Consider the following 25,492-nt stretch of genomic DNA (forward strand, 5'->3'; position numbering starts at 1 on the left):
TAATTAAAGCTTTTCTGCAATTCTTAGCACTGAGCTTCGAGAGCGCGGGTTCATGTCAATTTCTTGTTTCGTTGGCTTGTTCGCTTTACCAATCGGCTTCATGTTCGCACTACCAAGCGCACGGATTTGTTCTTCCGTCATCGGAATACCGTGTGGCACTTCTGGGCCTTTGCTCTCTTTACGGATGAAACGTTTCACCATGCGATCTTCCAATGAGTGGAAACTGATCACAGACAAACGGCCTTCAGGAGCCAAAATACTTGCCGCACCTTTTAGTGCCGTATCAATTTCTTCTAATTCACTGTTGATGTAAATGCGAAAAGCCTGAAAAGCGCGAGTCGCTGGGTGTTTTTTCTCTTTAAAGCTCTTTGGTGCCGCATCTGAGATCAATTTTGCTAACTGACCAGTACGAACCATCGGCTCGTTTTCTTCATCTTCGCGGTAAGCTACGATCGCTTTAGCAATGCGGCGGGCGTGTTTGTCTTCACCAAACTCACGAATAACCCAAGTAATGTCATCAAGGTCAGCTTCCATTAGCCATTGAGACACAGGAATACCAGATGTTGGGTCCATACGCATGTCTAATGGGCCGTCTTTCATAAAACTAAAGCCGCGTTCAGCGTCATCAAGCTGCGGAGACGACACACCTAGGTCTAGCAATACACCGTCAACTTTACCAACTAGGCCATACTCTTCTGCGTATTTCGCCATACCTGAGAACGGACCATGAATGATAGTGAAACGCGGGTCATCGATTTTAGCGGCTTCTGCGATGGCTTGTGGGTCTCGGTCGATGCTATACAGTCGGCCGTGTTCACCGAGTTTCGACAAGATAGTTCGGCTGTGACCGCCACGGCCAAATGTTCCATCGATATAGATACCATCGGGTTTGATAGCCAAGCCATCAATGGATTCATTTAATAACACGGAGATATGTTGAAATGTTTCGGTCATAGCTGTCTCGTTGAATGATCTTGAAGCGATTCTTTAGTGTACTGATTTCCCACATCATCGCCACCTCAAGTCTAAAGTTAGACGTGATTCAGCGCCAAGTTTATTGGTAATGACATAGTTTGCGTCAATTAAATGCAAAAAACCCATCACTACCGAAGTAGAGATGGGTCTCGAATAGGTGGAGCCGACACATAAGCCGGGTTCTGTTCCGCTTGCGCGGCGGTAGCCATTCGTCTAGGCCAGCAATCACTCACTGGCTCGAGCAACCTACCCGCCTCCTTACGCGAGCAACGCAATGTGGAGGCCTATTTGGTCTTGCTTCAGGTGGAGTTTACCCTGCTACGAACTATTACTAGTCGTCCGGTGCGCTCTTACCGCACCCTTTCACCCTTACCTGTGCCCTAGGGCCATCGGCGGTCTTCTCTCTGCTGCACTTGTCGTAGGCTTGCGCCCCCCAGGCGTTACCTGGCACCTTGCTCTATGAAGCCCGGACTTTCCTCCCCTTTGTCAGTCTCCCGAAGGACGTCAACGTCAGTCTCCCAAAGGGACTTCGACGTCAGTCTCCCGAAGGACATCAACAAAGCAGCGACTACCCAGTCAGCTCCGAGGGCGGATTGTATAGAGTTATCCCCCCAGAGTCTAGTGAGATCACAGAATTGCTGAAAACGGTTGGTTAAGTGGTCAAAAAGGCAGCGACAAATGGAGACGTTATGCTTCGGGAATCGAGAACGCTCCGCTCCGAGAGAAAGAAAATGGAGAACTGCGTTTCGGGAATCGGGAATCGGGAATCGGGAATCGGGAATCGGGAACATGATGCTCCGAGGGATAGTTTTGAAAGTAAAGTTGAAAAACGAACGGACGCCTGTATTAGCAACGCACTTTCTTAGCCTTATCTATGTAAACCTCAAAACTAACAACTCTTGCACAAAACGACTAAAGCGCACTTCCCGGTTTCCGCCTTTCAAAGCGAAGCGCTCGCAAACAAAAAGGGAGTCGCGTTAACAACTCCCTTCTCAATCTTATCTAAATAACTCTGAAAACTAACGGCTCTTGCAGGAAACGCCCAAGGCGCACTTCTCGATTCCCACCTCTCAAAGCGAAGCGTTCCCGAAGCGCCAGCGTTCTTTATGCTTAGCCCAGATTCTCTAAGCCCCACTTATACAGTGCATTTTTCTTTAGGCTGTAGATTTCTGCAGCAAGTGCCGCAGCTTTCTTCAATGGAAGCTCTTTAGTCAGAATACCCAACGTACGGGTTGCTTCATCTGGCAGAGTGTCTTCTGTGGAGTCACGGTGGCCGTGGATAAGCAGAACCATCTCACCGCGCTGTTGGTTATCATCGCTTTTTACCCACTCAATCAGTTCGCCTAACGGCATTCCCTGAATGGTTTCAAAGGTTTTGGTTAGCTCTCGCGCCAAGACAACTTCTCGTTCTGGACCAAGAACGTCTAACATATCTTGTAAAGAGTCTAAAATGCGATGCGGTGATTCATAGAAGATACAAGTGCGTTCCACTGACGCAATTTCCAAGAACTTATCTTTACGGCCTTTGCTTTTCGGTGGTAGAAAGCCTTCAAAACTGAAGCGATCAGAAGGCAAGCCCGATGCACTTAACGCTGTGATGACCGCACACGCACCAGGAAGAGGCACAACTCTTACGCCCGCTTGACGACATTTTGTTACCAAGTGGTATCCTGGATCGCTTATTAGCGGCGTACCAGCGTCAGAGACCAATGCAATTGACTGACCTGATAGTAGCTTTTCAACTAAAACTTGCGCCTTTTGCTGCTCATTATGATCGTGTAGCGCGAAAGTTTTGGTTTGAATATTGAAGTGAGACAGTAATTTGCCCGTATGTCGAGTATCCTCAGCGGCAATGATGTCCACATTCGACAGAACTTCGATAGCACGTTGTGTGATATCCGCTAAATTTCCGATTGGAGTCGGTACGATGTAGAGAGTTGGCCCCTCATTCGGCAACTTATTTTTATCTGTCATTTGTTTACCATCACTTCAACGATTAATATAGAGACAATTTTGTACAAAATTATAGAGAACTCACGGCAATGATGAACCATAAGAGACTCAGTGTACCACGCTTACTCACTCCTGTTGCACTGGCAATTACGCTCGCAGCCTGTTCTTCAGGCCCGCGACAACCAGACAGCGTAGACATTACACTTGAGCCGACACAGTCTGTTCAGAACTACATGATTCAAGCGGATAGCACCGAAGGCAGCTTGCAAAACGACTGGTTGATCATGGCGACCAAAGCAGCCATCCAAGCAAACGAATTGGATCAAGCTGAACTGCTGATCAAACGTCTTTCTCGTCAACAATTGACCGAAGTTCAACAAGCCGAGTGGCAATTAGCCCGTGCGACCATACAGCAAAAGCAAGGCAATTACTCTCAATTGCTACAAACACTGAACTTTAAACCTTGGTGGAAACTACCGAGCGAACAGTGGAAAGACTATTATGAGCTGCGTGCGGATGCTTACCAAAGCTTGAACCAACCATTCGAAGCAAACCGCCAGCTAGTCGCACAAGGTCAATATGCTTCGTCTGCCGAGCAACGTGAAATCTCTAGCCGTATTTGGATGAACTTTGGCAGCTACTCTGAGAACGAACTGACATCACTGCAAACCGAACCAAACGAAGATGTGCTTGATGGCTGGTTACAGCTAGCTATTTATGCAAAGACGCTTTCAAGTAATATTCCTCAGCTGAAAAACACCCTTGAGCGCTGGCTAAGTGAAAACCCTTCACACCCAGCAGCCGTTTACACACCCGCTGAAATCCAAAACATCTTATCTTTAGAAATCGTTAAGCCAAACAACATGGCGCTACTGTTGCCTCTAACTGGTAAGTTTGCTCCGCAAGCTCAGTTGATCCGTGATGGCTTCATTTTTGCGATGATGAACGATGGCATGCGCGAGCCGAGCGCAACCTTAACAGTCATTGATACCCACGCTTACAGTGCGGATCAAATCAAGCAACGCCTGATCAACGAGAACATCGATTTTGTTGTGGGTCCTCTGCAAAAAGAAAACGTAGAGAAACTACAAGCGACCTTTGATGGTTCTGAAACTGGCGTAAAAATCCCAGCTCTTGCATTGAACATTCCTGAAGACGTTCAACCGGGTACTGACATGTGTTACCTAGCACTGTCTCCAGAGCAAGAAGTGGCGCAAGCGGCGAAGTACTTGTTCAATCAAGGCTACCAATTCCCAATGATTTTGGCACCGAGCGGTGCTTACGGTCAGCGCGTGGTTGAAGAGTTTAATGAAGAATGGCGCAAGTACAGCCCAAACAAAGTGGCTTCAAGCTATTTTGGTGACAAACGCCAGCTGCAGAAGAACATCAACAACGTATTTGGCCTACAAGAAAGCCAACAGCGTATCGCACAAATGCAGTCTCTGATGCGCATTTCATTAGAAAGCCCACCACGTAGCCGTCGTGATGTGGACGCGGTTTACATTGTTGCTCGTAGCTCTGAACTCACGCTAATCAAGCCATTTATTGAAGTGGCGATTAACCCTGATGCGAAGCCACCTAAACTATTCTCCAACTCACGCAGTAACAGCGGTGGTGCGACGTATGAAGACCTTTCTGGTGTAGCATACAGCGACATTCCGATGTTGATTAACCCAGATCCAACCATCGCGGCAGAAATGAATGAGCTATGGGCAGATCAATCCAACATGGAAAAACGCCTTGAAGCGCTAGGTATGGATGCATACAAGCTGATCGGTGAGCTACCACAAATGAAGCTTCTACCGGGTTACTCGGTTAGCGGTCAAACTGGTGTGCTAAGCATTAACAACAATTGTGTTGTTGAGCGTGAGCTAGACTGGGCTGAGCGTGGGGCTCTTTAGTAAGCGACAAATTGGTAATCAATACGAAACCCTGGCGAAGCAGTATTTGCAGCGCCAGGGTTTGCGCTTTTTAGATCAAAATTTTCTGACTAAAGTCGGCGAAATTGATTTAATCTTCCAACAAGGTGAAACTATCGTCTTTGTTGAGGTCAAATATCGTAAGAATTATAGCTTTGGTTCAGCAGCAGAAATGGTCACCCGCGCAAAAATGCGTAAACTAGTCAAAACAGCCCAAATTTGGCTAAGCCAGCAAAAACGCTCGGCGTACAATATCGATTATCGGTTTGATGTGGTCGCCATTCACGACAGTGGTCGAGACATCAACTGGATACAAAATGCAATCTCTGAAGGATAAACGATGCTAGACAGCATTAAAGACAGTTTTACAGAAAGTATTCAAATTCAAATTGCGGCAGCTGAAGCGCTGCCAGATGCCATCACTCACGCCGCTCAAGCAATGGTGTCGAGCCTACTCAATGGCAATAAAATCCTATGCTGTGGCAACGGTGGCAGTGCCTCGAACTCGCAACAGTTTGTCTCTTGCCTTTTGAACCGATTCGAAACTGAACGCCCTAGCCTTCCAGCAATGGCTTTGACAGCAGACAATACAACATTAACTGCGGTAGCGAACGATTACCACTACCAAGAGATCTTCTCTAAGCAAGTACGCGCATTTGGCCAACCTGGTGACATCCTTCTGGCAATTTCGACCAGCGGTAACAGCAAGAACGTCACCAAAGCAATGGAAGCGGCGGTAACACGTGACATGACCATCATTGCTCTAACAGGTAAGGATGGCGGTGAGATGGCCGGCCTGCTTGGCGAGAATGATGTTGAAATTAGAATCCCATCACATCGCACAGCGCGCATTCACGAAGTACACATGGTGACACTTCACTGCCTGTGTGATCTAATCGACCAAGTACTTTTCCCAGCTCACGAAGAATAACTGAATTGAGAGTTTAGAATTATGATACGTAGTCTTGTCATTTTATGTGCCGCGCTCAGCATGAGCGGCTGTGCAGGTTTGTTTATTGCAGGTGCAGCCACTACGGCTAATATCGTCACGGATACCCGTACCACCAAAGAAATTTGGCAAGACAACAACATTGAATTCGAAGTCGCAGCGATCGGGAATAAAGCACCTTTTAAAGGAAAAGCCCGCGTCGTTGCTAGCTCATACAATGGCACCGTAGTCCTAATGGGCCAAGCTCCTACTCAAGACTTGATTAACGAGTTTGAAAACAAGGCTCGTGAAGTGAAAGGTGTGAAGAACATTCACAACCAAATCAAACAGAAAGAGCCTCTCAGCGTCACACAAATCAGCAACGACAGTTGGATCACCACCAAAGTGAAGTCTGCGCTGCTGACGGACAGTGAGCTCAACGGTGTGAAAGTGAAAGTCATCACCGAAGACAGCGACGTGTTCCTATTTGGTTACGTAACACCAGAACAAAGCGAGAGAGCAACGGAGATTGCACGTAATATTTCTGGCGTGAAGCAGGTCGTCAAGGGCTTCCAGTATGGCGATGAAAAACCGTTAGAAGTAGAAGAGCCAGAAGCAGCGAACTCTGAGACGGCAGTGGCAGAAGAAGTCACTGTGAAAGAAATAGATGGACAAGCAAACTAAGCCATTGGCATCAGGTGACGGCAACAACTTCAGTTGCTAGCCGTTTCATTGCTTGAATCGAAAAAATAGATAAGAAAAAAGCAGCGTATTCACGCTGCTTTTTTTATTTGATAACTCGTAAGCTTGGCCTGCCTTTCGGGCGAGGCGCTTCTTCCTCTTCAGACTCCGAGTCCACGCTTTCTGATTCGTCACTCACGGTAGTGAAAGTCGGCGATTGTTCTTCTTCAACAATGCCTTCTTCTTCAATGTGAGTGTACGCTTCTTCCGGTTCAAACATGGTACCAGCGCCATTCTCACGTGCGTAAATCGCTTGTACAGCGTACACAGGCACGATCACTGAATGTGGGCGACCACTAAAGCGGGCATGGAAGGTAATCGCATCATTACCCAACTCAAGTTGACCAACAGCACGTGGAGCAATATTCAGAATGATTTGACCATCTTGAATAAACTCAACTGGTACACGCACACCTGGCATAGTTGCATCTACAACCAAGTGCGGAGTTAAGTCGTTGTCTACTAGCCAATCGTAAAATGCGCGAAGCATGTACGGGCGGCGAGCAGTCATTTTTGCAATATCCATAACGTGTTATCTGAGCCGCTTAGCGAACTAGGCGCATTTCACGTTCAGCTTCAGTTAGAGATGCAAGGAATGAATCACGTTCAAATACGCGGTTCATGTAAACTTTGATCTCTTTTGAACCAGGGCCTACAAGCTCGATACCTAGTTGAGGCAGACGCCACAATAGTGGAGCTAGGTAACAATCGATTAGGCTGAACTCTTCGCTCATGAAGTACTCGTACTCAGCAAAGATTGGTGCAAGAGTCAGAAGATCATTACGTAGTTTAGTACGTGCTTTTTCTGATTCTTCAGCGTTACCCTTAACAACTTTTTCAGCGAGTGAGTACCAGTTGCGTTCAATACGGTACATCATCAGACGGCTGTTACCACGAGCAACTGGGTAAACAGGCATTAGAGGTGGATGAGGGAAACGCTCGTCCAGGTACTCCATGATGATTTTTGAATCGTAAAGAGCTAGCTCACGGTCAACAAGAGTTGGCACTGATTTGTATGGGTTTAATTCAACAAGCTCAGCAGGAAGGTTAGCTTCATCAACAAGCTCAACTTCAACACTTACGCCTTTTTCAGCTAGTACGATGCGAACCTGATGGCTATACAAATCTGATGCACTTGAGAAAAGAGTCATCACAGAACGTTTATTGGCAGCTACAGCCATGGAGCCCTCCAGTACACTTACAAATAAAAATAATGGAGGCTAAGCCTCCATTATCCATCAATTAAAATTGGGAATTAGCACGGTATGATAGCACAATTAATGCACATCACGCCAATACTCTTTCTTGAGCATCACGACAACGATAGTTAATAGAACTAGGAAGCCCATTACCCACCAACCAAGCGCATGACGTTCAAGTTGAACTGGGTCACCTGAGTAGACTAGGAAGTTCACTAGGTCACCAACGGCTTTGTCGTATTCGCCAGAGCTTAGCTCACCCGTACCGTTAGTTTCAGTACCAACAACCACTTGTACTTCTTCACCGTCCACAACTTTCGTGCCGTAAACTGGCGTCGGGATACCTTGAAGCTCTTCAAGAACGTGCGGCATACCAACACTTGGGAAAACAATGTTGTTCACGCCGAATGGACGAGATGGATCAACATAGAATGAGCGCAGGTAAGTGTACAGCCAGTCTGCACCACGAACTCGAGCAACCAGTGTTAGATCCGGTGGCGGAGCACCAAACCAATCGCCCGCTTGCTTCGCAGGCATCGCGTTAACCATTAGGTCACCGATTTTCGCTTCAGGGTCAAAAATCAGATTTTCCTTCATTAGGTCTGCAGGAATGCCCAAATCTGTCGCTACTCGCTCGTAACGCTGGTATTGCGTTGAGTGACAAGCAAAACAGTAGTTCATGAATAGCTTCGCACCGTTTTGCAGCGAAGCTTTATCCGATAGGTCCACGTTCGCTTTGTCTAGCGGTACGTTGGCACCCGCTGCCATCGCTAGAGATGGCAACATAGCAAATAGAATTACAATCCACTTCTTCATTTGAATGTCACCCTCTCTGGTAATGGTTTGGTTGCTTCATTTTTGCTGTAGAAGAACAGCAGTACAAAGAACATGAAGTAACACAAGCTAAAGATCTGAGACAGAATTGTGTACAGCGGCGTTGCCGGCAGTGCACCCAAAATACCCAGAGCGATAAAGGCGATAGTGAACTGAACAATATTCAACAGGTGAAGTTTGCTACGGTAACGGTATGAACGTACTTTACAACGGTCCAACCAAGGTAGAACAAACAGTACTGCGATTGACGCACCCATTAGGATTACACCCAATAGTTTGTCTGGAACCGCACGCAAGATTGCATAGAACGGCGTGAAGTACCATACAGGAGCGATGTGCTCAGGTGTCTTCAGCGGGTTTGCAGCTTCAAAGTTAGGCGGCTCAAGGAAGTATCCACCCATCTCTGGGTTAAAGAACAGCACGTAACAGAAGAAGAACAAGAAGCCAGCGACACCAACCAAGTCCTTAACCGTACCGTAAGGGTGGAAAGGAATAGAGTCGATGATGTCGTATTTCTTCGTGTAGTAATCGTGGAACTTGAATTGCGTTTCGTAATCGTCGCCCATTGAGCCTTTTGGTAGCTTAGTCTCGATACCATCTGGGTTGTTAGAACCAACTTCGTGTAGCGCCAATACGTGTAGCACGACAAGAAGAAGTAGCACGATAGGCAATGCAATAACGTGTAGTGCGAAGAAACGGTTCAACGTTGCACCAGAGATGATGTAGTCACCACGGATCCAAAGCGTTAGGTCGTCGCCAATAACAGGAATCGCACCAAACAGAGAAATGATTACCTGAGCACCCCAGTAGGACATCTGGCCCCATGGTAGTAGGTAGCCCATAAATGCTTCTGCCATCAGAACCAAGAAGATCAACATACCGAAGATCCAAAGTAGCTCGCGAGGCTTTTGGTATGAACCGTAGATCAGACCGCGGAACATATGTAGGTAAACAACGACGAAAAACGCTGACGCGCCAGTTGAGTGCATGTAGCGCAGCAACCAACCGTAATCAACATCACGCATGATGTATTCGATAGAAGCAAACGCGCCGTCACCAGAAGGAACGTAGTTCATCGTTAGCCAAATACCCGTCAGGATTTGGTTAACCAGTACCAACATTGCCAGAGAACCGAAAAGGTACCAAAAGTTGAAGTTCTTAGGCATTGGGTATTCAGACAAATGCTTTTTGTAAGCATTCATCGCGGGAATTCGTTTTTCAACCCAGTCTAATAGTGCTTGCATTATGCGTCTCCCTCATCAACACCGATCATGAGCTTCGTATCACTCAAGTACATGTGCTTAGGAACCACAAGGTTCAGAGGTGCAGGAACACCTTGGAACACTCGACCAGCCATATCAAACTTAGAGCCGTGACATGGACAGAAGAAGCCAGACTTAACGCCTTGTACTTGCTCTGAGAAGGTGTCAGGTAGATAGGTTGGTGAACAACCTAAGTGAGTACAGAAGCCAACTGCCACGAAATACTCAGGTTTGATCGAACGATGCGCGTTCTGAGCATAAACTGGCTGTTGTTCCATTTCCGATTGTGGGTCACGAAGCTGTCCGTCGATGTTCTTTAGGTTATCCACCACTTCTTGAGTGCGACGTACAACCCATACAGGCTTACCTTGCCACTCAACACGAACCATCTGACCGGCTTCGATTTTACTGATATCCACTTCCACCGGTGCACCCGCAGCTTTTGCTTTGGCACTCGGATTCCATGATTTGATAAAAGGCACGGCGACGGCAGCTGCCCCTAATCCACCAACAACTGCCGTTGTAGCGGTTAGAAAACGCCTGCGACCGTTATTTAAAGGCGCGTTGCTCATCCAAACATTCTCCCATTTGCTCCCTTTGGATCGTTATTATTCCGCTTATAAGAGCATGGCTAACAAATAATGAATTTAGTTCTATTTATTGGGGGGAAATGATAAAGAAAACCCTACTTTTTGACAAGATAAAGCTACCTTTTTGTAACAATTGTGAGGCAAATCGCTCACGCCGTCACAAAAGCGGCAAAATTATAAAAAATAGATGTGATTTGTAACAAGAAAGCGAAACGAAGAATGGCTAGAAATAGGATAAAAAGCCTTGTATTCCGGCTGTTTTCAGTCAATTACGTAGAAAGATCTTTCAAGAATGTGAAGGTACTCTCCACTTTTGTTATCTCAGTTTTGTAGCACGAAGAAAACCAGAAAACATGCAGATAAAGCGATCAAATGTTGCGAGGATATTAAGTAAGAAAGTGAAAGCAAACGCGAGAAGAAAAACGGACTTTTTCAAGCTTTAGAAAAACAAAAAGCTCGGCATATAGCCGAGCTTTGGTACACAGTATCCAGAGTAACTCTGGACCAGCATAATTTCCGATAAGAGGAAATTAACGCTTAGAGAACTGTGGACGACGACGTGCTTTACGTAGACCAACTTTCTTACGTTCAACGCAACGAGCGTCACGAGTAACGTAACCAGCTGCACGTAGAGTAGGACGTAGAGACTCATCGTATTCCATAAGAGCGCGAGTGATACCGTGACGGATAGCACCTGCTTGACCAGAAATACCGCCACCTCTAACAGTAACGTATAGGTCTAGCTTCTCAGTTAGTTCAACTAGCTCAAGAGGTTGTTTAACAACCATGCGAGAAGTTGGACGACCGAAGTACTCATCAAGGCTACGCTTGTTGATTACGATGTTGCCGCTGCCTGGTTTGATGAAAACACGCGCAGCTGAGCTTTTGCGACGGCCAGTGCCGTAGTATTGATTCTCTGCCATTTTCGAAATCCCCAATTAGATGTCTAGTACTTGTGGTTGTTGAGCAACATGGTTGTGCTCAGCGCCCGCGTAAACTTTAAGCTTACGGTACATAGCACGGCCTAGAGGACCACGTGGAAGCATGCCTTTAACTGCAAGCTCAAGAGCCATCTCAGGTTTACGATCGATCAGCTTTTCAAAAGTGATAGATTTTAGACCACCTGGGAATTCAGAGTGACGGTAGTACACTTTGTTCTTAGCTTTGTTACCAGTTACAGCAACTTTCTCAGCGTTGATAACGATGATGTAATCACCAGTGTCAACGTGAGGAGTGTATTCAGCTTTGTGTTTGCCACGTAGGCGAGATGCAATTTCACTTGCTAGACGACCAAGAGTTTTACCCTCTGCGTCTACAACGTACCAGTCGCGTTTTACAGTTTCTGGTTTAGCAACGAAAGTTTTCATGCTAATAATAACCCGTTAATTAAAATTTAAACTTTAAGGAACACCCAATAGTGCTCCCACACTGTCTAAGAGCCCAGTCATCACCCCTTCGAGTCGTTGGTTCTCTCGACCTTCTATGTCGAAATAACTTCGATAATCAGGTCTGCAGTAACGGTGGGTCGCAGGATTATAGAGAAGAGCGAAGAAAAAATCACCTTTTTTTGCGTTAAATCACGAATTTTTTCTTCACTTTTTTAAGATGAGTTGCTGATTTTTACGCCAGATGCTCTCTAGCGAGGTATTCGTGGCTTTGCATCTCGGTCAATCGAGACAGACAACGTTTAAACTCAAATTCCAACTGCCCTTGCGTATAAAGGGATTCCATCGCCACTTCTGCAGAAATAATCAGTTTGACGTTACGCTCGTAGAACTCGTCCACCAACGCAATAAAGCGTCGCGCGGCATCATCTATCTTACGATCCATCTGCTTTACGTCTGCCAGCAATACCGTGTGGTAGATACGAGATAATTCAATATAGTCATTCTGACTACGGGGCGTTTGGCATAGTTGCTCAAAAGAAGCATGTAGCACGCCATCACTAGCTTCAATCACCGCCACTTCGCGATGGCTAATTTCAATGCTGTTTGCTGCAACTTTTCTTTCACCAATCAGTTGGTGGTAATACTTATTAAGGTTGACGGAGGCTTGTTCATCCAGCGGGTAATGGTAGATTTCCGCTTGTTGTAGAGTGCGTAAACGGTAATCCACCCCACTGTCGACATTGAGAACATCACAGCGCTGAACGATCATATTTATCGCAGGTAAAAAACGGGCTCGTTGCAAGCCATTACGGTACAGGTTTTCTGGCTCAATGTTCGAGGTTGCGACCAAAATCATTTGGCGCTTAAACATCTCTTGTAGCAAAGTCGCCAAGATCATCGCATCGGTAATATCCGAGACAAAGAACTCGTCGAAACAGACAATATCCGCCTCTTTTTTGAATAAATCAGCGACTTTCGAGAGCGGATTTTCCACTTCTCCAAGGCGTTTGAGCTCATCGTGCACACGATACATAAAACGGTGAAAATGCACTCGCATCTTTCTTTCCGTCGGCAAAGCATCAAAAAACGCATCCATTAAATAGGTTTTACCTCGCCCTACTCCGCCCCAAAAATATAACCCTTTTGGCGGCTCTGGCATTTCTGGCTTTTTACCGAGAAGTTTCTGCCAAGTGCTAAGCTGTGGAATAGGTGCAGACTGAAATTCTGCAATCGCATGGTAGAGTTTATCTAAAGCAACGACAGCGTTATATTGGGCTTCATCACGCTGGAATCCATGCTCTGCTATGTCTTGTTGGTATCGTTGTAATGGTGTCATGGCATTGAGTCGTATCAGAGGTACAGAGAAAATTTGTCACCTCGGGGACAGCTTTGAGAATAGAGAGAAGTGGATATCAGTCCCCGAAAACATACCGCTATTTTTCTTTATCGGCTGTTCAAGCCATAGTAACATGGACAAGCACCGCGTGTAACTAAGTAGTAAAAGACTTGTTAAAACAACTATAAGGAGCAGTTATGCCTTGGATTTATGCCATTGTGGGTTTGCTGGTCGGTACAATCGTTGGCGTAGTCATTAGTCGACTAACCACCCCCGAATACAAAAAACAAAAGTCTGTGCAAAAAGAACTCGAAGCAGCCAAGTTTGAACTAGAGCAACAACGTCAAGAGCTCGTCGATCACTTTGCACAAACTGCAGAAATGTTGGATACCTTAGGTAAAGATTACACTAAGCTATACCAACATATGGCGAAAACGTCTTCAGAACTTCTACCCAACTTGCCTGAGCAAGATAATCCGTTTGATAAGAAGACAGCAATGTCGACTGAATCGATCGAAGAAGACCAATCAGACGTCAGCGAACAACCGAAAGACTATGCCAACGGCGCAACCGGTCTTTTGAAGGATCAGGAAAAAGAAATCATCGACGCACCAGAAGCTGTCACGGCTAAAGCGTCTTAATCCCCCCTTTCCTACCTAACTGGGTCAATACATACGCATTTCTTATCAATTTGTATTGACCCTTTTTGAACTTTTCTTAAGCAACTCATCTCTAACTTTCAGTGACCTGCCACCCCGTTTCGATTGTCCTAATTAATACATACATAATTAATGGTTAGGATGTTTCTTTTTGGCAGACCTGTTTTTCAAGAGGAGTTATTGGATGAAAAAGCCATTGCTTGCGTTAACCGTTCTTTCTTTAAGCTTGGGTTCAATCATCACCCCAGTTACCGCAACCGCGGCACTTCCACTTAGTGTGGATGGGGAGCAGTTACCTAGTCTTGCCCCTATGCTCGAAAAAGTCACCCCTGCAGTTGTGAGCATTGCGGTGGAAGGGAAACAAGTGCAAACCAGCCGTATCCCGGAGCAGTTTCAGTTCTTCTTTGGCCCTGAATTCCCAACAGAGCAGACCCGAGAACGCCCATTTAGAGGTTTAGGTTCTGGTGTCATCATTGATGCGAAAAAAGGCCAAATCGTCACAAACTACCACGTGATTAAAGGCGCGGATGAAATTCGTGTCCGCTTGTACGATGGCCGTGAGTATGATGCTGAACTAGTCGGTGGCGATGAGATGTCAGATATCGCGCTGCTTAAACTCGAAAAAGCCAAAGACCTAACACAAATTAAAGTCGCTGATTCAGACTCTCTGCGTGTCGGTGACTTTACTGTGGCGATCGGTAACCCATTTGGTTTAGGCCAAACGGTCACATCCGGTATTGTATCGGCACTTGGTCGAAGCGGCTTGAACGTCGAGAACTTTGAAAACTTCATCCAGACCGATGCCGCAATTAACAGCGGTAACTCAGGCGGCGCTTTGGTTAACCTTAACGGTGAACTGATCGGCATCAACACGGCAATTCTTGGTCCAAACGGCGGGAACGTGGGTATTGGTTTTGCAATTCCGTCCAACATGATGAAGAACTTAACCGATCAGATCTTAGAGTTCGGTGAAGTGAAACGCGGCATGCTCGGTGTTCAAGGGGGCGAAGTAACCTCAGAGCTTGCTGAAGCACTGGGTTATGAGTCAAGCAACGGCGCTTTCGTCAGCCAAGTGGTACCCGACAGCGCGGCAGATAAAGCAGGCCTGAAAGCAGGTGACGTGATTGTTTCTGTGAACGGTAAAGCGATTGATACCTTCTCTGAGCTTCGTGCAAAAGTCGCAACGCTTGGTGCTGGTAAAAAAATCACACTTGGAGTGATCCGCGATGGTAAGCAAAAGTCTTTCGATGTAACGTTAGGTGAATCAACGAATGTGAAAGCGAAAGCGGAAACACTGCATGAAGGCCTAAAAGGCGCAGAGCTAAGTAACACTACGCCAAGTGACAAGATCCAAGGTGTGAAGGTCACTAGCGTAGCGGAGAACTCTCCTGCAGCTCAATACCAGCTAGCACAAGATGACATCATTATTGGTGTGAACCGTAAACGCGTGAAGAACCTAGCAGAACTGCGTGCGATTGTTGAAAAGCACAAAGGTGTGCTGGCAATCAATGTTCAACGTGGTGACCGCACGGTTTACTTGGTGATCCGTTAACTGGGCTAAGTGATAAGCCAATCACACAAATAGAAGCAAAGGAATGGCGTCCGTCATTTAATTCGTGATGACACTCGAATGCTTTGCTTATGTCATGGTTTTTTAAAAGGGCAGGACGATCACGTCTTGCCCTTTTGTTATTTTTAAATGTAATGCTATCCTTCAGTTTTCTATGCCAATTGGGCGCTCAATCATGGAGAGGTTATGCTTAGCTTTTTGTTACGTTCTGTCTTTTTAGGCTTAGCAACTGCCGTCATTGTATTACTCGCCGTTCCATCTTTGCGCAGCAATGTCATCCCAACCGCGCTTGTTGATCCACAACCAAGCAACATCGCGTCACTCGAGGTGTCTTTTAACCAAGCGGTAAGAAAGGCAGCGCCCGCGGTAGTGAATATCTACAGCCGTAAGTATGTGGAAAATGACCGCAGCAAGCTTTCAACTCAAGGCTTGGGCTCTGGCGTTATTGTTAGCGAAAAAGGCTACATCATTACTAACTACCACGTAGTGGCTCAAGCTGACCAAATCGTGGTTGCGCTACAAGATGGCCGCGTCGCTGCAGCTCAATTGGTTGGTACTGATAAGCGTACGGACATTGCGATCCTACGTGTCGAAGGTTCTAACCTTCCTGTTATCCCACTCAATCCAGAATACAAACCTCGAGTTGGTGATGTCGTCCTAGCAATTGGCAACCCGTACAATTTAGGTCAAACCACCACCTTCGGTATTATCTCCGCAACTGGTCGTTCGTCAATCAGTGATGGTCGCCAAGCCTTTATCCAAACCGATGCAGCAATCAACGAAGGTAACTCCGGTGGGGCTTTGGTCAACACGCAAGGTGAATTGGTTGGTATCAACACCGCTTCTTTTCAGCAAGCAACCGAGCTTGAGACCTACGGTATTTCTTTTGCTATCCCAGCCCCTCTGGCAAACAAGATCATGCAGAAGATCATTGCTGATGGTCGTGTAATCCGAGGCTACATTGGTATTGATGGGCAAGATATTAATGCGGTAACTGCTCGCTTGTTAGGTAACGAACACATTGGTGGCATCGTGGTGTTAGGCATTGACCCGAATGGTCCTGCGAGTGATGCTGGTTTTGAGAAACAAGACATCATCATCAGTATTAACGGTACGAAAGTTCAAGGACGCCAAAGCGTGACGGACATCGTCACTGACCTACGTCCGGGCACCTCCGTCGATGTTGGCATTATCCGCAAGGGTAAAGAAATGAACTTAAAAGTCACCATCGCCGAAGACAAACAAGAAGCATAAAAAAATCCCAGCCATTGGCTGGGATTTTTGTTTATGCGCTATTCGCTGTCGCTTGGTTCTTCTGAAACTTCTGCGCTTCCGCCCATCTCAATTTCAATTCGTGTTACGCGCTGTAGACCGCGTGGTAGTAAGCTACCTCGGCGTCCACGTTCACCACGGAAGTTCTCAAGGTCAGCAGGTTTCAAGCCTAGTTTACGCTTACCTGCATACAAGGTTAGAGACGCGCCTTGTGGCAGAGCCATCAAGTGAGAAAGCACCTCTTCACGCTCTTTCGCCTTCGCCGCTGGAATGTTGATGATCTTGTTACCCTTACCTTTCGCCAATTGCGGTAGGTCTTTAATTGGGAACAACAACATACGACCTTGGTTGGTAATCGCGAGAATTTCATCCGAATCCAAATCAGCAATCGTCTTCGGTGTCATCACCTCAGAGTTTGCAGGTAGCGTCACCAAGGCTTTACCGCTTCGGTTCTTAGACAGTAGCTCAGAGCCTTTACATACAAAGCCGTAACCCGCGTCAGAACCCACCAGCCATAACTGCTCTTCTTCACCCATGATCACTTGGCGAATATTGCTGCCCGCAGTGATATTCAAGCGACCAGTAATCGGTTCACCTTGGCTTCGTGCTGACGGTAATGAATGCGACTCAAGTGAGTAGCTTCGGCCATCACTGCCAAAGAATACCGCTTGCTGGTTACTCTTACCGCGCGCATGCGCTAGGTATTTATCACCAGACTTGTAGCTCAAGCCTTCTGCATCCACATCGTGACCTTTCGCGTGACGAATCCAACCTTTCTCAGAAAGCACAACCGTGATTGGCTCGCTTGGTACTAGGTCGCGTTCAGTCAGCGCTTTTGCTTCTGCACGTTCAATCATTGGAGAACGACGATCATCGCCGTACTTCTCTGCGTCTGCTTTGATTTCTTTCTTCAGTAGTGTGTTTAGACGACGCTCAGAACCTAGTAGCTGTTCTAGCTTCTCACGCTCTTTCTCTAGCTCGTCTTGCTCACCACGGATCTTCATCTCTTCTAGTTTGGCTAGGTGACGAAGTTTGGTATCTAGAATTGCATCCGCTTGGATATCGGTAATACCAAAGCGTTCCATCAGCACTGCTTTTGGATCGTCTTCAGTACGAATGATCTCAATCACTTCATCTAGGTTTAGGTAAGCAACCAACAAACCTTCCAAGATGTGTAGACGAGCCATGACTTTGTCTAGGCGGTGTTGTAGACGGCGACGTACAGTCGTGCGACGGAACTCGATCCACTCAGACAGAATTTGAACCAGACCTTTAACTTGAGGACGGTTATCCAAACCAATCATGTTCAAGTTAACACGGTAGCTGCGCTCAAGATCGGTTGAAGCGAACAAGTGGTTCATCAACAGATCGCAATCTACGCGATTTGACTTCGGAACCACAACGATACGCGTTGGGTTCTCGTGATCCGATTCATCGCGAAGGTCGTCAACCATAGGCAGCTTCTTAGCGCGCATTTGGTTTGCGATTTGCTCAAGCAGTTTCGCACCTGATACTTGGTGTGGCAGAGAAGTGATAACGATATCTGAGCCTTCTTTGTGCCATACCGCGCGCATCTTGATGCTGCCGCGACCGTTACGGTAAATCTTCTCGATATCCGCTTGCGGCGAAATGATTTCTGCTTCTGTCGGGTAGTCTGGGCCTTTAACGAACTGCATCACATCTGGCAGTTCCGCTTTCGGGTTGTCGATCAAATGGATGGTCGCATCCGCCACTTCACGAACGTTGTGAGGCGGAATATCTGTCGCCATACCAACCGCGATACCAGTAACACCGTTTAGCAGGATATGAGGCAGACGTGCTGGCAACATTTGTGGCTCTTTCATCGTGCCATCAAAGTTAGGTTGCCATTCAACCGTACCCTGACCCAATTCGCCCAGCAGTACTTCGGCAAACTTAGACAGTTTTGCTTCGGTATAACGCATTGCCGCGAATGATTTCGGATCATCTGGCGCACCCCAGTTACCCTGACCGTCAACCAATGGGTAACGGTAAGAGAATGGCTGTGCCATGAGTACCATCGCTTCGTAACACGCAGAGTCACCGTGCGGGTGGTATTTACCCAGTACGTCACCAACGGTACGTGCTGATTTTTTGTATTTCGCTGATGCCGAAAGACCAAGTTCCGACATTGCGTAAATGATGCGTCGTTGAACCGGTTTCAAACCATCGCCAATGTATGGCAATGCGCGGTCCATAATTACGTACATCGAGTAGTTCAGATAAGCGTCTTCGGTGAACTTGCGCATAGGCAACTGTTCAACGCCATCGTAAGTAATTTCTGTAGACATCCGTTAAACCTCTGCCATATCGCCGTTGTTTTGTAGCCAAGAACGACGATCATCTGCTCGTTTCTTACCAAGCAGCATGTCCATCATTTCCATGGTCGCCGCCGAGTCATCAATGGTTAACTGAACCAGGCGACGCGTGTTTGGATCCATGGTTGTTTCGCGCAACTGAAGTGGGTTCATCTCACCCAGACCTTTGAATCGTTGCACGTTGATTTTGGCTTTCTTCTTCGACAAGCGCTCTAGTACGCCATCTTTTTCGTCATCGTCTAGGGCATAGAATACTTCTTTGCCACAGTCGATACGGTACAGAGGCGGCATGGCTACGTAGATATGACCAGCTTCAACCAGCGCACGGAAGTGACGCGTGAACAGTGCACATAACAGCGTTGCGATGTGTAGACCATCCGAGTCCGCATCGGCAAGGATACAGATCTTACCGTAACGCAGGCTGTCTAGGTTGTCACTGTCTGGGTCGATACCCAAAGCAACTGAGATGTCGTGCACCTCTTGAGATGCAAGCACTTGGTCTGCAGAGACCTCCCACGTATTCAGGATCTTACCGCGCAGTGGCATCACCGCTTGGAACTCACGATCACGTGCTTGTTTAGCAGAACCACCCGCCGAGTCACCCTCTACGAAGAAGATTTCGGTGCGGTTAAGGTCTTGTACAGAACAGTCGGTCAGTTTACCTGGTAGTGCAGGACCTGATGCGACCTTCTTACGTACAACCTTTTTGCTCGCGCGCATACGACGGTGTGCGTTAGCGATACACACTTCCGCTAACTGTTCAGCCAGCTGCGGCTTTTCGTTCAACCAAAGGCTGAATGCGTCTTTTACGACACCAGAGACAAAGGCAGCCGTCTGACGAGAAGACAGACGCTCTTTGGTCTGACCGGCAAATTGCGGATCTTGAATCTTAACTGACAGAACGTAAGAACAGCGGTCGAAAACGTCATCACCCGTTAGCTTCACGCCACGAGGCAATAAGTTACGGAATTCACAGAACTCACGCATTGCATCAAGCAAGCCTTGGCGCAGGCCATTAACGTGCGTACCACCCTGTGCGGTTGGGATAAGGTTCACGTAACTTTCCGTGATCATCTCGCCGCCTTCTGGCTGCCAGATCACCGCCCAGTTTGCTGCTTCAGTTTCTGCTGAGAACTCACCAGTAAATGGTTCTTCAGGGAGAACTGGATAACCTTTCACACCTTCCGCTAGATAGTCTTTAAGACCATCTTCGTAGTGCCATTTGTAGTCTTTGTTGTTTACTTTATCGGTAAACGTAATCTCTAGACCCGGGCAAAGTACTGCTTTCGCACGTAGGTTATTCACCAAACGTGTTACCGAGAAGTTTGCAGAATCAAAGTACTTTGCATCTGGCCAGAAGTGTACACTGGTACCACGGTTGCGACGGCCACATGTGCCCGTAACCGTTAGGTCAGAAACCTTATCACCGTGTTCAAAAGCAATCTCATACACTTGACCGTCACGACGGACCGTCACTTCAACACGCTTGGACAACGCGTTTACTACTGAGATACCTACACCGTGTAGACCACCAGAGAATTGGTAGTTCTTATTAGAGAATTTACCACCTGCGTGAAGCTTACATAGGATCAGTTCAACACCTGATACCTTCTCTTCTGGGTGGATATCAACAGGCATGCCTCGACCATCATCGATCACTTCTAGTGATTGGTCAGCATGTAGGATGACTTGTACTTTTGAGGCATGTCCGGCTAGCGCTTCATCGACACTGTTATCGATAACTTCTTGGCCCAAGTGGTTTGGGCGCGCTGTATCCGTATACATCCCTGGTCGGCGACGTACTGGCTCTAAGCCATTCAGTACTTCAATGGCACCAGCATTATATTGTTCAGTCATAATACGGAATTGTTCTCAAAGTTTACTTGTAACCCGAGCCCCGCGAATGTGCAGGCGTACTCGAGAAACGAAAAAGCTACCCCGTCTGCGTGCTTATCAAAGATAAGGTCATGCATAACAAAGTAGTCAGGGCTTCATACCCTTAAGATCTTTTTTGGCAAAACATAGTCGGAAAGCCTGCCAACTATGTCAAGAAACGGTTGGATATGGCAATTAAAACTATGAGCCTATTCCAATCGTCTCGATAGTATTACAGTTTTAGGAATTCAATGATTTGAGCAGGATAACGCTCAAAGCCGATAAAACTGTGATCACCACCTTCTTCTACCGTTTGTTTCGCTCGCGCGAACTTTTCTACGGCCTGGCGATAGTCCAAAACCTCGTCTTCCGTTTGCTGTAACAACCAGAAAGACTCAGGCGACGCGATGCTTTGTACATCAAGTGCTTTCAGCTCGTCAATATGACAAGCTTCAAGTGTATAGGTTTCGTGCGTATACGGGTTGGTTTGCTCACCAAGGTAATCCACCAGCAATTCATAAGGCTTTACTGCTGGGTTTACGACGACGGCGCGAAAACCAAATTTCGCATTTAGCCACGTTGACATGTAACCGCCTAGCGAACTGCCAACAAGGCCAATGTTGTAGTCGCCTTGATGTTGCTCAACGATCTCAAGCAAACATTGAGCAGCCAGTTCAGGGAAACAAGGTAGTTGAGGTACGACAACCTTGATATCCGGTCGCTGCTGTTCACAGTACGCTTTCATTAGGTTCGCTTTCATGGAAAGCGGCGAGCTGTTAAAGCCATGGATATAAAGCAGCAAAGAAGGTTTGCTCATGATCGCCTCACGTTAAAAAAGTAAGCCCGAACATAAGGTTCGGGCGTGATAATGATTAGTATCCGTTTGAATTAAAGTCTGGCTGGAATTGGCCATCGGGTAGTCGGTTGACTTCTGTGGTAATGTCACCATTACTGTGCAACTCAAGTTCTCGCCAACCTGGTGATTCTGTATCAAGTGCAAAATCATCGGAGTCCGGTTTAAATTGCACACAAGTCGACGGCGTTGCCATCACGCGGATGCCATTATAAAGAACATTCATGTCTTGGTGCACATGACCACATAAAATGCCTTTTACGTTCTCAAAACGGTCCACCACTTGCCAGAAAGCATCCGCATCTTTCAATGCATGCTGATCTAACCAAGCACTTCCTACCAACAATGGGTGGTGGTGTAATAGCACCAAGGTATGTCTTTGCGGGTTTTCTGCCAGTTTTTCTTCTAACAGTGCTAACTGTTGGTCACTCAAACGTCCGTGGGGTACACCCACCACTTGTGAATCCAATAAGACTAACTGCCAATGCTCACCAAGCATCACATGCTCAGCAGCTTGAATTTGAGGAGATGGCAGTACACTGCCCATATTTGGCTTGTAGTCGTGGTTGCCTGGAAGCCAGAAACAATCTTTTTTCAGCGGCGCGATACCCTCAGCAAAACGCTGGTAAGACTCGGCACTATGGTCTTGTGAAATATCACCCGTTGCCAAAATGTATTCATACTGCACTTGGTGATTAAGAATCTCTTGTACCACGGCTGCGAAGCTGTCAGCGGTTCTTACGCTCAGCAAACTGCCCTCATCTGCCTCAAACAGGTGAGTATCCGTGATTTGTAATAGCTTTATGCTGTCACTAGATGATTGCAAAATGAAAACCTGATTCGTCCACTATATAGTTTTTAGTTATTTTCCTTTAGTGACATGACAATCAATTGAAGGCAAGTGGCGTTCTACTAATGCCACTTCGTAAACAGAATGTCAGCCATTCACCAAGGAACGTATTAAGTTGATGCTTTTCATCTTTCTGCATCAACTGGTCGTTGGGATAATCATATTTAGCTTTGATGCGAGAAAACTCTCCGCTTGAGCATACTTCAGCGACTCTCGCATCGTGATAAAGCCTGACAGACATCGTAGGTAAAGGAAACACTGGTGTTTCATCACTCTGACATATCTCAACAACTGTGGTGTATTTTGTGATTTCATTCACGGTCAGTTGGTAAACCATGTTTGCCGCTTGATAGCAGCGAACATCACCAACTTCAGCAGAGGCAGGCAACAAGGCGTTCAACTTAGCGTAGTTGGTCTCATAAGTTCTCATTAGACCGGCTAAGTCGACATGGTATCGCTGTTTTTCAGCTACTTGTGCCATTACTTACTCTCCACTTTCGGGGAAACTTCCCATTGCGATGTCAATTCTTGGTGATTTAACTGCAACCATTGAAGAGCAATGATTGAGGCACCGTTTTCGAATTTTCCATCTTTCACCCACTGATACGCGGTTTCACGACTCATGACATGGACTCGAATATCTTCATTCTCATAGTCTAAACCATGAATGCCATGCGCTTTAGTTGCATCCACTTCGCCAATGAATACATCCAGCTTTTCAGAGCAACCGCCAGAAGAAGGGTAATAAGAGGTTATCGGAGCCACACGTCCGACCTGAATACCCGCTTCTTCTTCCGCTTCTCGACGAATCACCTCTTCAGCAGATTCGTCACGATCAATCATGCCAGCGACAATTTCGTACTGCCATGGGTATGAATGTTCCAAGGCTCCTACTCTGATCTGTTCAATGATCACAACCTGATCAGTCACAGGATCATACGGGAGCATGGCGGCAGCATGACCACGTTCGAACATTTCTCGTTCGACAATCCCACTCCAACCACCAGCAAATAACCTATGCTTAAAACGGTATTTCACCATTTTAAAGAAACCTTTAAACACGGTTTCTTTCGAGATTATTTCCACATCTTGGGAAGTAAGATCGTTCTGTTGCTTGTCACACTGTTGCATTCAGCACCTCTCTGAGTGAATCTTGTAGTTTACTCATTGTTATTCGCTTGCTCAAAGGACTTGGCTCAACTTTTTGTACAATAGTTATAAATTATTTTAAGCCTTCGCCAATTACTTATTGCACAAGTGGATAATTACGTGTAAAAAAGTGCAAAGTTTCGAGTAAATATCGTCCAAATTGAGTTAAACTACTGAGAATTAACCAATCTATAGACCGCGGGAATAGAAAATGAAAAAACTGCTTCCACTATTTATCAGTGCAGCGCTAGGCAGTATGAGCACATCTGCATGGGCAGACTCTCTTGCTGAAATCTATGACTTAGCAAAACAAAACGACCCTCAATTGCTCAGTGTAGCAGCGCAGCGTGATCAAGCTTTTGAAGCAATCAACTCTAGCCGCAGTGCCCTACTACCACAAATCAACTTAACTGCGGGTTACGACATCGCTCGTGGTGAGACTGACTACGACAAAAACACACCAGTCTTCAGAGAAGACCGCGATAACGACCAAAATGTTCTTTCTGCTGGTGTTGGATTCTCGCAAGAGCTATACAACCGTGCATCTTGGATCACTTTAGATACCGCGGAGAAAACGGCTCGTCGTGCGGATGCAACATACGCCGCAACACAACAAGGTTTGATCCTTCGAGTTTCTCAAGCTTACTTTGAAGTACTACGTGCACAAGATAACTTAGTATTTGTTCGTGCAGAAAAAGCAGCGGTTGGCCGTCAGCTTGAACAAACTAAGCAACGTTTTGAAGTAGGTCTATCAGCCATCACTGACGTACACGATGCGCAGGCACAGTACGATGCAGTACTAGCCGATGAAGTATTAGCAGAAAACGATCTGATCAACAGCTACGAATCGCTACGTGAAATCACAGGCCAAGAGCACAAGAACCTAAACGTTCTGGATACAGCGCGTTTCTCTGCAAGCCGCTCTTCTGAATCAGCAGAAACATTGATTGAAGAAGCGAAGACAACCAACCTGAGTCTACTGTCTGCGCGTATCGCACAAGACATCGCTCGCGATAACATTTCGCTAGCGAGCTCTGGTCACCTACCGACGCTATCTCTAGACGGTGGTTACAACTACTCCGACACAGCAGAAAGTACAGCAGATAACACAACCGACGGCTTCAATGTTGGCGTGAACCTAGCTGTGCCGCTATACACAGGTGGTCGTACAACGTCTGAAGTGAAACAAGCAGAATACGGCTATGTGTCAGCAAGTGAAGAACTAGAGAAAGAATACCGTAGTGTTGTGAAAGAAGTGCGTGCACAGAACAACAACATCAACGCTTCTATCGGCGCACTAAAAGCGTACGAGCAATCTGTAGTGTCAGCACAATCTGCCCTTGAGGCAACAGAAGCAGGCTTCGATGTAGGTACTCGTACTATCGTTGATGTACTAGACGCAACTCGTCGTCTATACGATGCGAACAAGAACCTATCAGACGCACGTTACAACTACATCCTTGCAGGCCTACAGCTTCGTCAAGCGGTAGGTACATTGAGCGAGCAAGATATCCTAGATGTGGATGCAGGCCTTAAGCCAGCAAAATAAGCATCGGTATTTAAGTAACACGCAAGACGCCAGTTGATTTTTCAACTGGCGTTTTTTGTTGGAGAAAGTAACCAAGCCAAGTGCGCTTTAGATCCCCTCCTCTTTCGAAGGGGAGGGTTCGGCAAGGGTTGCTTCTCGATCTAATTGACTGCACTGGCTTCAATCATCGAGCATTAACCCCCTCTAACTCCGCCTTGAAAAGGAGGAGGACTGGAATGCGTTTATGGTTGGGTTCACTCCTCCAAAAACAACAA

24 protein-coding genes and 1 other RNA gene are annotated in these 25,492 nt (G+C 46.6%); 8 read left to right on the forward strand and 17 right to left on the reverse strand.

Annotation, left to right across the window (positions count from 1 at the left end):
- Positions 1 to 3: 3 nt before the first annotated feature.
- The 3 genes from rsmH to rsmI form a co-directional block, all read right to left on the reverse strand.
- Positions 4 to 954, reverse strand: coding sequence for a 16S rRNA (cytosine(1402)-N(4))-methyltransferase RsmH (rsmH, locus tag KIV40_RS00225; protein WP_228174613.1), 951 nt, complete (start codon positions 952 to 954; stop codon positions 4 to 6).
- 176 nt (positions 955 to 1,130) lie between these two features.
- Positions 1,131 to 1,559: RNase P RNA component class A (gene rnpB / locus KIV40_RS00230), an RNA gene on the reverse strand.
- 526 nt (positions 1,560 to 2,085) lie between these two features.
- Positions 2,086 to 2,949, reverse strand: a complete 864-nt coding sequence (rsmI, locus tag KIV40_RS00235; RefSeq protein WP_005428578.1) for a 16S rRNA (cytidine(1402)-2'-O)-methyltransferase — start codon at positions 2,947 to 2,949, stop codon at positions 2,086 to 2,088.
- A 68-nt stretch (positions 2,950 to 3,017) separates the two neighbouring features.
- On the opposite strand from rsmI, the gene KIV40_RS00240 reads away from it, so the two are divergent.
- From KIV40_RS00240 to KIV40_RS00255, 4 genes are read left to right on the forward strand one after another with little or no spacing between them, the layout of a single operon-like run.
- Complete coding sequence (locus KIV40_RS00240; protein ID WP_285347618.1) at positions 3,018 to 4,829, forward strand: penicillin-binding protein activator; 1,812 nt, start codon at positions 3,018 to 3,020, stop codon at positions 4,827 to 4,829.
- Positions 4,816 to 5,184 carry a YraN family protein gene (locus KIV40_RS00245; protein ID WP_285347619.1) on the forward strand — a complete coding sequence of 123 codons (369 nt, stop codon included), beginning with the start codon at positions 4,816 to 4,818 and terminating at the stop codon, positions 5,182 to 5,184. The genes KIV40_RS00240 and KIV40_RS00245 overlap by 14 nt, the downstream gene beginning before the upstream one ends.
- A 3-nt stretch (positions 5,185 to 5,187) precedes the next feature.
- The gene (locus KIV40_RS00250; RefSeq protein ID WP_005428581.1) at positions 5,188 to 5,778 is read left to right on the forward strand and encodes a phosphoheptose isomerase; all 591 of its coding nucleotides are present in this window, start codon (positions 5,188 to 5,190) and stop codon (positions 5,776 to 5,778) included.
- Between the two features lie 21 nt (positions 5,779 to 5,799).
- On the forward strand, positions 5,800 to 6,459 hold the full coding sequence (locus KIV40_RS00255; RefSeq protein ID WP_045419855.1) for a BON domain-containing protein: 660 nt from the start codon (positions 5,800 to 5,802) through the stop codon (positions 6,457 to 6,459).
- 103 nt (positions 6,460 to 6,562) lie between these two features.
- Here the strand turns inward: KIV40_RS00255 and sspB are convergent, their stop codons facing one another.
- From sspB to zapE, 8 genes are all read right to left on the reverse strand, one after another.
- The gene (gene sspB, locus KIV40_RS00260; RefSeq protein ID WP_005528731.1) at positions 6,563 to 7,042 is read right to left on the reverse strand and encodes a ClpXP protease specificity-enhancing factor; all 480 of its coding nucleotides are present in this window, start codon (positions 7,040 to 7,042) and stop codon (positions 6,563 to 6,565) included.
- Positions 7,043 to 7,061: 19 nt separating this feature from the next.
- Positions 7,062 to 7,697 (reverse strand): stringent starvation protein SspA, encoded by a 636-nt coding sequence (sspA, locus tag KIV40_RS00265; protein WP_005428584.1) that lies wholly within the window; start codon positions 7,695 to 7,697, stop codon positions 7,062 to 7,064.
- Between the two features lie 96 nt (positions 7,698 to 7,793).
- On the reverse strand, positions 7,794 to 8,531 hold the full coding sequence (locus KIV40_RS00270) for a cytochrome c1 (protein ID WP_240304746.1): 738 nt from the start codon (positions 8,529 to 8,531) through the stop codon (positions 7,794 to 7,796).
- Complete coding sequence (locus tag KIV40_RS00275) at positions 8,528 to 9,793, reverse strand: cytochrome bc complex cytochrome b subunit (protein ID WP_005436097.1); 1,266 nt, start codon at positions 9,791 to 9,793, stop codon at positions 8,528 to 8,530. The genes KIV40_RS00270 and KIV40_RS00275 overlap by 4 nt, the downstream gene beginning before the upstream one ends.
- On the reverse strand, positions 9,793 to 10,383 hold the full coding sequence (gene petA, locus KIV40_RS00280) for a ubiquinol-cytochrome c reductase iron-sulfur subunit (protein WP_005436095.1): 591 nt from the start codon (positions 10,381 to 10,383) through the stop codon (positions 9,793 to 9,795). Before petA ends, KIV40_RS00275 begins: the two co-directional genes overlap by 1 nt.
- Positions 10,384 to 10,931: 548 nt before the next feature.
- Positions 10,932 to 11,324, reverse strand: a complete 393-nt coding sequence (gene rpsI / locus KIV40_RS00285; RefSeq protein WP_285347623.1) for a 30S ribosomal protein S9 — start codon at positions 11,322 to 11,324, stop codon at positions 10,932 to 10,934.
- Positions 11,325 to 11,339: 15 nt separating this feature from the next.
- A complete protein-coding gene (gene rplM, locus KIV40_RS00290; protein ID WP_005372872.1) occupies positions 11,340 to 11,768 on the reverse strand; it encodes a 50S ribosomal protein L13 in 429 nt (142 codons plus the stop codon).
- 253 nt (positions 11,769 to 12,021) lie between these two features.
- Positions 12,022 to 13,125, reverse strand: coding sequence for a cell division protein ZapE (zapE, locus tag KIV40_RS00295; RefSeq protein WP_012126977.1), 1,104 nt, complete (start codon positions 13,123 to 13,125; stop codon positions 12,022 to 12,024).
- A 197-nt stretch (positions 13,126 to 13,322) separates the two neighbouring features.
- Here zapE and zapG point away from each other — a divergent pair, with 197 nt between their 5' ends.
- The 3 genes from zapG to degS all read left to right on the forward strand — a co-directional run bounded on the left by zapG (position 13,323) and on the right by degS (position 16,608).
- The gene (gene zapG / locus KIV40_RS00300) at positions 13,323 to 13,766 is read left to right on the forward strand and encodes a Z-ring associated protein ZapG (protein ID WP_005528741.1); all 444 of its coding nucleotides are present in this window, start codon (positions 13,323 to 13,325) and stop codon (positions 13,764 to 13,766) included.
- A 202-nt stretch (positions 13,767 to 13,968) separates the two neighbouring features.
- Entirely contained in the window at positions 13,969 to 15,336 is a 1,368-nt protein-coding gene (locus tag KIV40_RS00305) for a Do family serine endopeptidase (protein ID WP_285347625.1), read from the forward strand.
- A 204-nt stretch (positions 15,337 to 15,540) separates the two neighbouring features.
- On the forward strand, positions 15,541 to 16,608 hold the full coding sequence (degS, locus tag KIV40_RS00310; protein ID WP_285347626.1) for an outer membrane-stress sensor serine endopeptidase DegS: 1,068 nt from the start codon (positions 15,541 to 15,543) through the stop codon (positions 16,606 to 16,608).
- Positions 16,609 to 16,646: 38 nt separating this feature from the next.
- Here degS and parC read toward each other — a convergent pair whose 3' ends face one another.
- The 6 genes from parC to nudF form a co-directional block, all read right to left on the reverse strand.
- Positions 16,647 to 18,935 (reverse strand): DNA topoisomerase IV subunit A, encoded by a 2,289-nt coding sequence (gene parC / locus KIV40_RS00315; protein WP_285347627.1) that lies wholly within the window; start codon positions 18,933 to 18,935, stop codon positions 16,647 to 16,649.
- A 3-nt stretch (positions 18,936 to 18,938) separates the two neighbouring features.
- Positions 18,939 to 20,819, reverse strand: a complete 1,881-nt coding sequence (parE, locus tag KIV40_RS00320) for a DNA topoisomerase IV subunit B (RefSeq protein WP_010445819.1) — start codon at positions 20,817 to 20,819, stop codon at positions 18,939 to 18,941.
- Between the two features lie 250 nt (positions 20,820 to 21,069).
- Entirely contained in the window at positions 21,070 to 21,654 is a 585-nt protein-coding gene (gene yqiA / locus KIV40_RS00325; RefSeq protein WP_021017901.1) for an esterase YqiA, read from the reverse strand.
- A 55-nt stretch (positions 21,655 to 21,709) separates the two neighbouring features.
- On the reverse strand, positions 21,710 to 22,516 hold the full coding sequence (cpdA, locus tag KIV40_RS00330) for a 3',5'-cyclic-AMP phosphodiesterase (protein WP_038890839.1): 807 nt from the start codon (positions 22,514 to 22,516) through the stop codon (positions 21,710 to 21,712).
- A gap of 61 nt (positions 22,517 to 22,577) precedes the next feature.
- Positions 22,578 to 23,021: a DUF1249 family protein gene (locus KIV40_RS00335; protein ID WP_005395930.1), complete on the reverse strand. Its 444-nt coding sequence runs from the start codon at positions 23,019 to 23,021 to the stop codon at positions 22,578 to 22,580.
- Positions 23,021 to 23,671, reverse strand: coding sequence for an ADP-ribose diphosphatase (gene nudF, locus KIV40_RS00340; protein ID WP_012126968.1), 651 nt, complete (start codon positions 23,669 to 23,671; stop codon positions 23,021 to 23,023). The genes KIV40_RS00335 and nudF overlap by 1 nt, the downstream gene beginning before the upstream one ends.
- Before the next feature lie 229 nt (positions 23,672 to 23,900).
- Here nudF and tolC point away from each other — a divergent pair, with 229 nt between their 5' ends.
- Positions 23,901 to 25,238, forward strand: coding sequence for an outer membrane channel protein TolC (tolC, locus tag KIV40_RS00345; protein ID WP_012126967.1), 1,338 nt, complete (start codon positions 23,901 to 23,903; stop codon positions 25,236 to 25,238).
- Positions 25,239 to 25,492: the final 254 nt, after the last annotated feature.

Source organism: Vibrio sp. D173a (genome assembly GCF_030248475.1).

Bases quoted from the DNA above. Each gene is read 5' to 3' on its own strand.
- rsmH (WP_228174613.1), bottom strand. From the start codon at position 954: ATGACCGAAACATTTCAACATATCTCCGTGTTATTAAATGAATCCATT.
- rsmI (WP_005428578.1), bottom strand. From the start codon at position 2,949: ATGACAGATAAAAATAAGTTGCCGAATGAGGGGCCAACTCTCTACATC.
- KIV40_RS00240 (WP_285347618.1), top strand. From the start codon at position 3,018: ATGATGAACCATAAGAGACTCAGTGTACCACGCTTACTCACTCCTGTT.
- KIV40_RS00250 (WP_005428581.1), top strand. From the start codon at position 5,188: ATGCTAGACAGCATTAAAGACAGTTTTACAGAAAGTATTCAAATTCAA.
- KIV40_RS00255 (WP_045419855.1), top strand. From the start codon at position 5,800: ATGATACGTAGTCTTGTCATTTTATGTGCCGCGCTCAGCATGAGCGGC.
- sspB (WP_005528731.1), bottom strand. From the start codon at position 7,042: ATGGATATTGCAAAAATGACTGCTCGCCGCCCGTACATGCTTCGCGCA.
- sspA (WP_005428584.1), bottom strand. From the start codon at position 7,697: ATGGCTGTAGCTGCCAATAAACGTTCTGTGATGACTCTTTTCTCAAGT.
- KIV40_RS00270 (WP_240304746.1), bottom strand. From the start codon at position 8,531: ATGAAGAAGTGGATTGTAATTCTATTTGCTATGTTGCCATCTCTAGCG.
- KIV40_RS00275 (WP_005436097.1), bottom strand. From the start codon at position 9,793: ATGCAAGCACTATTAGACTGGGTTGAAAAACGAATTCCCGCGATGAAT.
- petA (WP_005436095.1), bottom strand. From the start codon at position 10,383: ATGAGCAACGCGCCTTTAAATAACGGTCGCAGGCGTTTTCTAACCGCT.
- rpsI (WP_285347623.1), bottom strand. From the start codon at position 11,324: ATGGCAGAGAATCAATACTACGGCACTGGCCGTCGCAAAAGCTCAGCT.
- rplM (WP_005372872.1), bottom strand. From the start codon at position 11,768: ATGAAAACTTTCGTTGCTAAACCAGAAACTGTAAAACGCGACTGGTAC.
- zapE (WP_012126977.1), bottom strand. From the start codon at position 13,125: ATGACACCATTACAACGATACCAACAAGACATAGCAGAGCATGGATTC.
- zapG (WP_005528741.1), top strand. From the start codon at position 13,323: ATGCCTTGGATTTATGCCATTGTGGGTTTGCTGGTCGGTACAATCGTT.
- KIV40_RS00305 (WP_285347625.1), top strand. From the start codon at position 13,969: ATGAAAAAGCCATTGCTTGCGTTAACCGTTCTTTCTTTAAGCTTGGGT.
- degS (WP_285347626.1), top strand. From the start codon at position 15,541: ATGCTTAGCTTTTTGTTACGTTCTGTCTTTTTAGGCTTAGCAACTGCC.
- parC (WP_285347627.1), bottom strand. From the start codon at position 18,935: ATGTCTACAGAAATTACTTACGATGGCGTTGAACAGTTGCCTATGCGC.
- parE (WP_010445819.1), bottom strand. From the start codon at position 20,819: ATGACTGAACAATATAATGCTGGTGCCATTGAAGTACTGAATGGCTTA.
- yqiA (WP_021017901.1), bottom strand. From the start codon at position 21,654: ATGAGCAAACCTTCTTTGCTGCTTTATATCCATGGCTTTAACAGCTCG.
- KIV40_RS00335 (WP_005395930.1), bottom strand. From the start codon at position 23,021: ATGGCACAAGTAGCTGAAAAACAGCGATACCATGTCGACTTAGCCGGT.
- nudF (WP_012126968.1), bottom strand. From the start codon at position 23,671: ATGCAACAGTGTGACAAGCAACAGAACGATCTTACTTCCCAAGATGTG.
- tolC (WP_012126967.1), top strand. From the start codon at position 23,901: ATGAAAAAACTGCTTCCACTATTTATCAGTGCAGCGCTAGGCAGTATG.